The following is a 9,403-nucleotide window of genomic DNA, read 5'->3' as shown; positions in this document are numbered from 1 at the left end:
GGACGGCGCAGCGGCGGCCCCTGGGGCGGCCGCGGCCGATACCTGGGGTCGGGACGGTCGCCGTTCACGCGTCAACTGTACGTTCCGCGGTCGCCGGAACCCGAGGGCACGGGGATCCGCCGACGAGAAAGGCAGCAGCGCGTGGCGGGCAGCGCGCTGCTGTCTGCGCGCCGCGCGGCTGCCTCACGGCAGCCAGGACACGTGCCCGCGCAGCGCCTGATACCCGACGAACGCGACCGAGTCGATCAGCGCGTGCGCGATCACCAGCGGCCACAGCCGCGACGTCTTCTGCCAGAACCGGCCGAAGATCAGACCCATGACGAAGTTCCCGACACCGCCGCCGAGCCCTTGATACAGGTGGTAGCTACCGCGCAGCAGCGCCGACGCGACCAGGGACCGGTTCTCGGACCAGCCGAGCTGCCGCAGCCGGGTGATCAGATACGCGACGACCAGCACCTCCTCGGCCGCCGAGTTGGCGATCGCCCACAGCACCAGCGCCGGCAGCCGCCACCAGTAGTCCTCGAGGGTGCTCGGCGCGACCGTCAGATTCAGGCCCATCGCGCGCGCCGCGAGATACAGGCCCAGACCCGGGATGCCGATCAGCGCGGCCAGCCCGACACCGGGCAGCACGTCGCGGCGCACGTGCGGCCGCGCGAACCCGATGAGCTTCGGTCCGATTCCGCTACGCCACAACAGGTAGACGCCCAGCGCCGCCCACGCCAGCAGCCGCACGATGCCGAGGAGCTGGCGGGCCAGATCGATGAGCTGCTGCGACGACCGCGGCACGTTCAGCGCGACCGTCTGCTCCGACAACGGCGCCGGGGCGAGCGCGGATTCGAGCAGCGACAGGATCGACGACACCCCGCTGAGCCCGAACGTGACCAGCAGGACGATCGTGATCTCGATCCACAGCGCGCGGCGCTCCGCGGCGTTCAGCGGTGTCGCCGGGTTCCGGGGTGCGGGGGAGAGCCAGTCGCGGATCGTCGTCGTCACCGCAGCGATTGTGCCGCACGCGCGCCGGATACGGTCACCAGAAGTCGAGCGCCTCGGCGATCGCGATGGACTGCGCGTGCGTCGGCCGCTGTGCGCCGTCGATCGCATAGATCGTGTTGCCGACGGTCGCGACGACGAGCCCGTGCCGTGCGGTGCCCATGGGGGCGAGTTCGGTCCACATGCCGGTCGCGATGTCGTACGCCTCGACCTCGGAGAGGACGCGGGTGGGTTCTTCGCCGCCGATGGCGACGATGCGGCCGTCGAGGTAGGTGGCGCCGAGGCCGCCGCGGGGGGTGGGCATGTCGGGCAGACGGGTCCAGGTGTCGGTCGCGGGATCGTAGCGTTCGACGGTGGCCGTGTTCTTGTCGGAGGAGAGGTTCCGGCCACCGATGACGTAGGCGTAGGTGCCGTCGGTGGTGGCGGCGAGGTGTTCGCGCGGGGTCGGCAGGTCGGCGACGGTGGTCCAGGAGGTGCCGTCGAAGACGTCGGTGGGGGCGACGAGCTGGTTGTCGGCCTGTCCGCCGAAGACGTAGATCTTGTCGCCGATGGTCACGGCGGCGCCCGCAGCTCGAGCTTGCGGCATGGGCGGCAGGTCGACCCATTCCCCGTCGCGCAGAGCGAACACCCGATCCGACGGATGCGCGGTCAGATTGGGACCCTCCGGTTCCCACCCGCCGAGCACCACCAGCTCGCCGTTGTATTCCACAGCCATCGGATGGTTCAGCGGCGCAGGCAGATCCGGTCCCGCCTTCCACGTGTCGATCGCCGGGTCGTAACCCTCGACCTTCCCGGTGGAGCCGTTGTTGTCGAGCCCGCCGAGCACCCACACGGTGCCGTCGGCGACGGTCGTCGCGGTCTGCTGACGCGGGGTCGGGGCGTCGCGCAGCCGGCGCCACGCCGGACCGGGCTGGATCTGCCGCGGCGGGATCTGCAGCGCCTCGTTCACCGCGGTGGACTCGGCGTGCGTGGGTTCGGTCGCGCCGTCGATCGCGTAGAGCGTGTCCCCGACCGCGCCGAGTGCCAGACCGTGCCGCGGGGTGGCCAGCTCGGGCAGTTCCGCCCACGTGCCCGTGCTCACGTCGTACGCCTCGACCTGGCCGAGGACTCGGGTGGGTTCTTCACCGCCCGCGGCGACGATGCGGCCGTCGAGATAGGTGGCGCCCAGGCCGCCGCGGGGGGTGGGCATGTCGGGCAGGCGGGTCCAGGTGTCGGTGGCGGGGTCGTAACGTTCGAGCGCGGCGGTGTTCTTGTCCGAGGAGAGGTTCCGGCCGCCGATGGCGTAGGCGTAGGTGCCGTCGGTGGCGCCGGCGAGGTGCTCGCGCGGGGTCGGCAGATCGGCGACGGTGGTCCAGGAGGTGCCGTCGAAGACGTCGGTGGGGGCGACGAGCTGGTTGTCGGCCTGTCCGCCGAAGACGTAGATCTTGTCGCCGATGGTGACGGCGGCGCCCGCGGCGCGCGGGTGGGGCATGGGCGGCATCTCGACCCACTGGCCGTTGCGGACCGCGAAGACCCGATCGGACGTCGTCGCGGTGAGGTTCGGCCCGTCGGGAATCCAGCCGCCGAGCACGACGGGCACGCCGTCCCAGGTCACCGCCATCGCGTGATTGAGCGGAACCGGCATGGCGGGGCCGGTCTTCCAGGTGTCGATCGCCGGGTCGTAGCCCTCGTGTGCGGCCGAGGAACCCTCGTCGTCGAGTCCGCCGAACACCCACACGGTGCCGTCGGCCACGGTCGTCGCGGTCTGCTGACGCGGGGTCGGGGCATCGTGCAGCGTCCGCCACTGCGCGGTCGGCGGCAGTTCGAGGGTGTTCTCGCCGCCCGCCGCGGCCGTGTCGGAACCGTTCGGCGGACGCGTCACCAGGTAGAGACCGGTCCCGGCGACCGCGAGGAACAGCACGGCGAGCACGGCGAGCACGGTGCGCAACGACACCCGCCCCGACGATGCGTCCGCACCGGTCGGCGCAGGCGCGGCCGGGCCGCTCGGGTGGGGGGTGGCAGGGCCGCTCGGGCCGCTCGGGCCACTCGGGCCGCTCGGGTGCGGAGTGACCGGAGGTAGCGGGGGCGGTGTCGACGACCCGTTCCGGATGCGCACCGCGGTGGCGGTGTCGGCTGCCGGCGCACCCTTCAGGGTCGGTTGATCGTGCTGACGGTGATCGCCGGGCAGGGCCATCTCGTCGACGTGCCGTCCGTGCCGGGCCTGGATCTCCTGCAGTTCCCGGCCGAACTCGGCGGCGGTCGACGGGCGGGCCGCCGGATCGGCCGACATCGCGTGTTCGAGCGCGGCGCACACGTCGTCGGGGATGCCCTGCGGCCGCAGGTCGGGGATGGGCTGGCTGCTGATGCGCAGGAACTGCGCGACGATCTCCTCACCGGTGCGGCGTTCGAACGCGGCACGGCCGGTCAGCAACGCGAACATCGCCGCCCCGAGCCCGTACACGTCGGAATTGGGTGTCGGAGGCTTGCCCTCGAGCACTTCGGGGGCGGTGAACGCGAGCGATCCGGTGAAGGCGCCGGTCGCGGTCTCGAATCCGCCGGCGATCCGCGCGATGCCGAAATCGGTGAGCTGCGGCTCGCCGTACTCGGTCATCAGGATGTTCCCCGGTTTCACGTCGCGGTGCAGCGTGCCCGAGTGATGGGCGGTTTCCAGGGCGCCGGCGAGTTTGACGCCGACGCGCACCACCTCCGGCCACGGCAACGGCCCGTCGCGCCGCACCTTCACCGCCAGCGAATCGTTCGGGTGATAGGGCATCACGATGTACGGCCGGCCGCTCGAGGTCACCCCGACCTGGAGGATGTTGACGATGTTGGGATGGCCGGACAGCCTGCCCATCGCGTAGCCCTCGCGCAGGAACCGCTCCCGGTTCTCGACGTCGAGGTCGGAGGAGAGCACCTTGATCGCGACCGTCCGCCCGAGCGAGCGTTGTTTGCATCGGTAGACGACACCGAAGCCGCCTCGTCCCACGACCAGCGCGTCGTCGAATCCCGCGGCAGCCAGCTCCGCGGTGATTCCCTGACCCGCCGGGCGGGTCGCTTCCGGATCGAAATCGGCCATCGGCCCAGGCTTTCGACGTGTACAGCGTGGTTCGCGAGTGTACGACGAGGATACCGCTGCAAATGACCCGGAAACGAAGATCAGGGACGGGCGCGGAGACCGTTGACGAACGGGCAGCCGACGAGGCGGCGCAGCGCGCGGCTCAGCCCGGTGGCGTCGTCGACCGGCTCGTGGAACGGAATGCGGACGTCGTGGTCGCCGGTGCTGGATTCGATGCGCAGCCGCAGGCCGTACCGGTCGAGACCGAGGGGGCGGATGCGGCCGGTCCGCGCGGCCGGCGGGATGCGGCGGGCGATGCGCAGGACGATGTCCGCGTGGTCCTGCTCGAGGTGCTGCAGCCACGCGGTCTCGAGCGCGGCGAACGGGTCGGGCAGCGCGGTCAGCACGTCCTCGACCTCGACGGATTCGGCTCCGGTGGTGTCCGCGGCGACCACGGACGTCAGTTCGAGACGCAGCAGTTCGGTGCCGTGGCCGACGTCGAGCAGTTCCGGATGGGGCAGGTCCTCGGCGACCTCGGCGGCGAGTTCGCGGGGGTTCCCGACTGGGTGGAGCGACCCGCTGAGCCAGATCAGCGACCGCACCGGGTTGCGCAGCGCGATCGGCGAGTGGTCGGTGAGTTCGAGGACTGCGGGCAGTCCCGCGGGGCCGGCCTGCCAGGCGAGTACGACGGCCGGGCAGTCGAGGGGAACGGTGACGACGATGTCGCCGTCGGTGTGGAGGTGGTGGACCGCAGTGGTCACCGGGTCGCAGCCGTCGACGGCGAGAACGGTCGAATCGGCACGCACGAGGGCAGTGCACACCCGCTCTGCGGTGCTGGGGGCAGGAACGTCGGTGAGAGTCTGCATGCCGTCCTCCTCGGTAAGTAGGTGAGGCAAACCTAAGTCATTGTGGTGGGCGTCGCAAGAGTCTCCCGGGGCTAATCTGAATCGGTGTCGATCCCGCTCTCCCTCGGAATGCCGCCCTCCCGTGAAGAACCTCGCGGGCTCCTCGACGCGCTGCTGACCCACCGCGCGCCCGCACCGGCGGACGTCCCCGCCCGCTTCCTCGCGCCGAGAATCGTGACCGCCGCCGACGCGGAGGCCGCCGGCGACGTGGTCGTCGAACTCGACGCCGGCGCCGAGGCTCCCGCCCCCGGCAGCCGCCGCCCGCTGCGCTACCAGATCGACTGTGCCCCCGAGTATCTCGACGACATCCTCGCGTTCACCGCGCCGGCGCCGCTGTGCGTGTACGTCACGGGGGACACCCTCGCCGACACCACCCGACGGCTCACCGAGGCCGGTCACCTCCCCGGCCTGCCCGCCGGCCGCAGCGCCGACGAGATCGCCGACTTCCTCGCCGTCCTCGCCCACTCCGACACCGGCTACGTCGCGCAGGCCCGCGACGCCGCCGAGGTGCTTGCGCTGCTGTCCGCGACCGCCGCGGCACTGAGCGGATTCGACGTGCGGCAGGCGGTCGCCGAACCCGACGCGGCCCGCCTCGCCGCCCTCGTCCCCGAGGCCGCCGCCGCGGTCCGCGAGATCCTGCTCACCGTCGAGGTCGACGACCCCGCCGCGATCGTCGCGGGACTGGCCGGCCTCGGCCTCACCCGCTAGCGCGGATAACGGTTCCCGTCACCCCGAGCGCAACGGGGCCGGAGCGCGAGGTGCGATGCGTAACCTCGTAGGCGTGCCACGCATCGCCTACTTCGGTCCGACCGGGACCTTCACCGAAATGGCCCTCGCACGCCTCGAGGACACCGGAACCTTCGACGCCTCGGTCGAACGGGTGGCGGCGGCCAGCCCGCCCGCCGCGCTGCAACTGCTGCGCGACGGCGACGTCGACGGTGCCGTGGTGCCGATCGAGAGTTCCGTCGAAGGATCCGTCCCGCCGACCATGGACGCCCTGTCCATCGGACCCCGGCTGCAGATCGTCGCGGAAACCGAACTCGACGTGACGTTCACCGTCGTCGCGCGCCCCGGCACCACCGCCGAGCAGGTCCGCACCCTCGCCGCGTACCCGGTCGCGGCGGCACAGGTGCGGCAGTGGGTCGCCGACAACCTGCCGCAGGCCCAGATCGTCACCGCCTCGTCGAACGCCGGCGCGGCCGAGGACGTCGCCGCCGGCAAGGCCGACGCCGGAATCTCGACCGCCCTCGCCGGTGAGCGGCTGGGCCTCGACGCCCTCGCCGAGAACGTCGCGGACTTCACCGGCGCCCGCACCCGGTTCGTGCTGCTCACCCGGCCCACGAAGACCCCGCCCCGCACCGGACGCGACCGCACCTCGGTGATCCTGCAGTTGCCGAACGAACCCGGATCGCTCGTACGGGCGATGACCGAGTTCGCGACCCGCGGCATCGACCTCACCCGCATCGAGTCGCGCCCGACCCGCCAGGAATACGGCACCTACTTCTTCCACTTGGACTGCGTGGGACACATCGACGACGCGCTCGTCGCCGAGGCACTCAAGGCCCTGCACCGATTCGCGCAGGTCCGGTTCCTCGGGTCGTGGGCGGCGGTCGCCGACAACGGTGTGCCACCGGTGTCGGACGAGGCGGATGCGCAGTGGCTCGACGCGCTGCGACGGGGAGAGGAAGACCGGTGAGCGGCAGATTGATCCTGGCCCGGCACGGGCAGACGGTGGCGAACGTGGCGCGGCGGCTGGACACCAAGCTGCCCGGCGCCGAACTGACGGAACTGGGTATCGCCCAGGCACACACACTCGGCACCAACCTGGCCGACCGGCCCCCGGTGCTGCTCGTCGCCTCCCGGGCGATCCGCGCCCGGCAGACCGCCCACCAGATCGAACTCGCAGCCGGGGTCGCCGCGACCGTCCGCGAGGGACTGCACGAGGTCCAGGCCGGCGACCTCGAGGACCGCAGCGACGAGGAATCCCACAAGCTGTTCATGAAGGTCTACGAGGCCTGGCACAGCGGCGACCTGCGCTCACGGGTGCCCGGCGGTGAATCCGGCCTCGACGTGATCGACCGCTACGTGCCGGTCGTCGAAGACCTGCGCGAGCACTACCTCGGCGACGGATCGGGTGACGTCGTGGTGGTCAGTCACGGTGCCGCGATCCGGCTGATCGCCGCGTACCTCGGCAAGGTGCCGGGCAGCTTCGCGACCAGCAACCACCTCGCGAACACCCAGACCGTCGAACTGGTGCCGCGTCCCGGGGGCGGCTGGGAATGCGTGCGGTGGGGTACCTTCCAGGCGCCCTTCCACGAAACCGGAGGCGCGGGCGCCGACGACCCGATGGGCTGAGCTACCGGTCCGGCCGGTCGCGTCCGAGCCGGGCCACCAGGTCGCCGAGCGCCTGCCGCAGGAACCCGGCGGTGCCGGAACTCAGCGTCGTCCACGCGGTGCCGTCGGGAGCGACCGACGACGTGCCGACGACCCGCCCCGCGGTGGTCTCGAAGACCGTGACGGGCCCGCCGGCCGGGGCCGTGGACCCGTCTCCGTGTCGGAACCCGACGATCTCGGCGAACGTGCTGCACCGCCCGAGCGCCGGCCCGAGGACAGCGGCTTCCGCCGCCGGCACCCCGGCCTCCGCCAGCAGTCGGGTGGTGCGCGCACCGTCCCCGGCTCCCTCGTTCAGTGCCGCGGACAGTCGCGCGGTGGGCAGGCTGACCCCGGTGGTGCGCGCCGGTTCGGCCGGGCCGAGCATCTGCACGATCGGGGACACGGAACCGGCGTCGACGTCGTCGAGGACGAAACCGCCGGGCACGGCCCGCACGGTCACCGTCCGCGAGCCGGCGCCGGACACCCCGGCCTCGGCGCTGCCGTGCGCGAGGCACAACCGGTCGACGGCGCCGTCGTGGAGTCGCCGCACCGCGATCTCCCACGCCGGCCGGCCCAGGGTGCGCAGCCGGTCGACGATCACCGGGTGCGCCACTCCGGCCCGGACCAGCCCGCGCGCGGCGAGTCCGTCGGCGGCCCGGGTGAGCGCGACCTGCCGCTCGGTGTCGCTGTCGTGGTGATGACGATGCATCAGCACGACCGGCACCTCCGGTACCGCCGCCATCCCGAGCAGGGCGTGCAGTTCGTCGTCGCTGACCGGGACCGGTCCCGGCGACGCGGATCCGGCGAGGACGCCGAGCGTGTCGATGGCGATCACCGGCCCGGTTCCGGGTCGGCGCCGAGCACGGCGGGGATCACGGTGCGGCCGTCGGCGAAGTGCTCGACGGTGGGACGGAAGTCGGTGCGGGTCTGCTCGCCTCGGTCGTCGTCACTGCCGCCGTCCGCCGCTCGGGCGGCCGCCGATCCGATGCCGTGTGCGGGAGCGGCCGGGCCGCCGATCGGGTCGCCGGAGACCCGGAGGTCGCCGCGGACCGGGCCGGTCGCGGTGCCGGTCGCGGTTCCGCCGCCGGCGGCTCCGATCGAGGAGATCCCGGCCGCGGTTCCGCCCGCGGCGGCGAGCCCTCCTGCTGTCGGAATCGCGCCGAGCCCCGAAGGACCGGCGATCGTTCCGGATCCGGTGATCGTCGCGGAGTGCACCGCGGCCGGTGCGGACCCGGCGCCGAGACCGGTGCCCGGCGTGTACGTCGACGTCGCGACGGTGGATGCGTGTCCTTGCCCGAACAGCGATGTGACCTGCGGCGCCGCCGATCCGGCGACACCGCCCCCGCCGGACGCCGCGACCTCGGCCGCGACCCGTCCGGCCTCTCCGCCGACGCTGCGGAGCACATCCCCGTTGCCCAGGGCGTCGCCGACGCGCGATGCCACCGAGTGGGCACCGTCGACGACGGACTGCACCGGATCGGAGAACTGCACGTGCTCGGTGCGTCCCGCGCGGGAGGCGACCGCCGCGAGTTCCTGCACACCGATCGATACGGGCGCGTCGGCGGTCAGCGACGGCGGGGCGGTGAACCGGTCCGGGACCGCGGCGAACACCGTCGCCGCCTCGTAGGCCTCCATCGCGGCGGCCGCCCGCAGATCGAGCGCCTTCTCCGCGGCCTCCGCGGCCGCAGCAGCACCGTTGACCGCGCCGCCCGCCGTGTAGGCGGTGGCCTTCGCGGCCTGGACCGCGGCGATCTCGGGCAGGCTCGGCATCGCGATCAGCGCGGTCGCGTACGCCGCCGACCCGACCGCGGCCTTCTGCGCCGCCGCGGTGGCCTCCCCGACGACCGATTGCGTCCACGCGATGAACGGGCCGAGAGAGGTGATCGCGGAACCGCCGGTCGTGCCCTCCCAGCCGAGACCCAGTTCCGCCGCGACCCGGGTGAGGGTGAGGTCCGCGTCCGCGAAGGCCGCGGCGACCGCGGCCCAGGCCGGTCCGGCCGCGCCGATCGGCAGCGGTCCCGTCCCCGTGGTCAGGCTCGTCGAGTTCACGGTGGCGCCCCGCGGCAGCCACACCACCCCGGTCATTCCGAGCGTCATCGGT

At 72.7% G+C, this 9,403-nt stretch carries 8 protein-coding genes; 3 read left to right on the top strand and 5 right to left on the bottom strand.

Annotated elements, in window-relative coordinates; translation table 11 throughout:
• Nucleotides 1–183 precede the first annotated feature (183 nt).
• From M1M07_RS08315 to M1M07_RS08305, 3 genes are all read right to left on the bottom strand, one after another.
• Nucleotides 184–981 carry a CPBP family intramembrane glutamic endopeptidase gene (locus tag M1M07_RS08315; protein ID WP_248673854.1) on the bottom strand — a complete coding sequence of 266 codons (798 nt, stop codon included), beginning with the start codon at nucleotides 979–981 and terminating at the stop codon, nucleotides 184–186.
• 46 nt (nucleotides 982–1,027) lie between these two features.
• The gene (locus M1M07_RS08310; protein WP_248673847.1) at nucleotides 1,028–4,045 is read right to left on the bottom strand and encodes a serine/threonine-protein kinase; all 3,018 of its coding nucleotides are present in this window, start codon (nucleotides 4,043–4,045) and stop codon (nucleotides 1,028–1,030) included.
• A gap of 80 nt (nucleotides 4,046–4,125) precedes the next feature.
• Nucleotides 4,126–4,890, bottom strand: coding sequence for a DUF2470 domain-containing protein (locus M1M07_RS08305; protein ID WP_248673845.1), 765 nt, complete (start codon nucleotides 4,888–4,890; stop codon nucleotides 4,126–4,128).
• A gap of 84 nt (nucleotides 4,891–4,974) precedes the next feature.
• On the opposite strand from M1M07_RS08305, the gene M1M07_RS08300 reads away from it, so the two are divergent.
• The 3 genes from M1M07_RS08300 (at nucleotide 4,975) to M1M07_RS08290 (ending at nucleotide 7,284) form a co-directional block, all read left to right on the top strand.
• Complete coding sequence (locus tag M1M07_RS08300) at nucleotides 4,975–5,637, top strand: hypothetical protein (RefSeq protein WP_248673844.1); 663 nt, start codon at nucleotides 4,975–4,977, stop codon at nucleotides 5,635–5,637.
• Nucleotides 5,638–5,710: 73 nt separating this feature from the next.
• Nucleotides 5,711–6,625, top strand: coding sequence for a prephenate dehydratase (gene pheA / locus M1M07_RS08295; RefSeq protein WP_248673843.1), 915 nt, complete (start codon nucleotides 5,711–5,713; stop codon nucleotides 6,623–6,625).
• On the top strand, nucleotides 6,622–7,284 hold the full coding sequence (locus tag M1M07_RS08290) for a histidine phosphatase family protein (protein ID WP_248673842.1): 663 nt from the start codon (nucleotides 6,622–6,624) through the stop codon (nucleotides 7,282–7,284). The genes pheA and M1M07_RS08290 overlap by 4 nt, the downstream gene beginning before the upstream one ends.
• 1 nt (nucleotide 7,285) lies before the next feature.
• Here the strand turns inward: M1M07_RS08290 and M1M07_RS08285 are convergent, their stop codons facing one another.
• Together M1M07_RS08285 and M1M07_RS08280 are read right to left on the bottom strand one after the other, a co-directional pair.
• On the bottom strand, nucleotides 7,286–8,137 hold the full coding sequence (locus tag M1M07_RS08285; RefSeq protein ID WP_248673840.1) for an ESX secretion-associated protein EspG: 852 nt from the start codon (nucleotides 8,135–8,137) through the stop codon (nucleotides 7,286–7,288).
• Nucleotides 8,134–9,399 carry a PPE domain-containing protein gene (locus tag M1M07_RS08280; protein ID WP_248673839.1) on the bottom strand — a complete coding sequence of 422 codons (1,266 nt, stop codon included), beginning with the start codon at nucleotides 9,397–9,399 and terminating at the stop codon, nucleotides 8,134–8,136. The genes M1M07_RS08285 and M1M07_RS08280 overlap by 4 nt, the downstream gene beginning before the upstream one ends.
• Nucleotides 9,400–9,403: the final 4 nt, after the last annotated feature.

Source organism: Rhodococcus sp. HM1, from assembly GCF_023218075.1.
Lineage (GTDB): Bacteria > Actinomycetota > Actinomycetes > Mycobacteriales > Mycobacteriaceae > Rhodococcus.
Note: the sequence above shows the minus strand (reverse complement) of the source record. Positions and strands in the feature narration are given on the sequence as shown.

Bases quoted from the DNA above. Each gene is read 5' to 3' on its own strand.
- M1M07_RS08310 (WP_248673847.1), bottom strand. From the start codon at position 4,045: ATGGCCGATTTCGATCCGGAAGCGACCCGCCCGGCGGGTCAGGGAATC.
- M1M07_RS08305 (WP_248673845.1), bottom strand. From the start codon at position 4,890: ATGCAGACTCTCACCGACGTTCCTGCCCCCAGCACCGCAGAGCGGGTG.
- M1M07_RS08280 (WP_248673839.1), bottom strand. From the start codon at position 9,399: ATGACGCTCGGAATGACCGGGGTGGTGTGGCTGCCGCGGGGCGCCACC.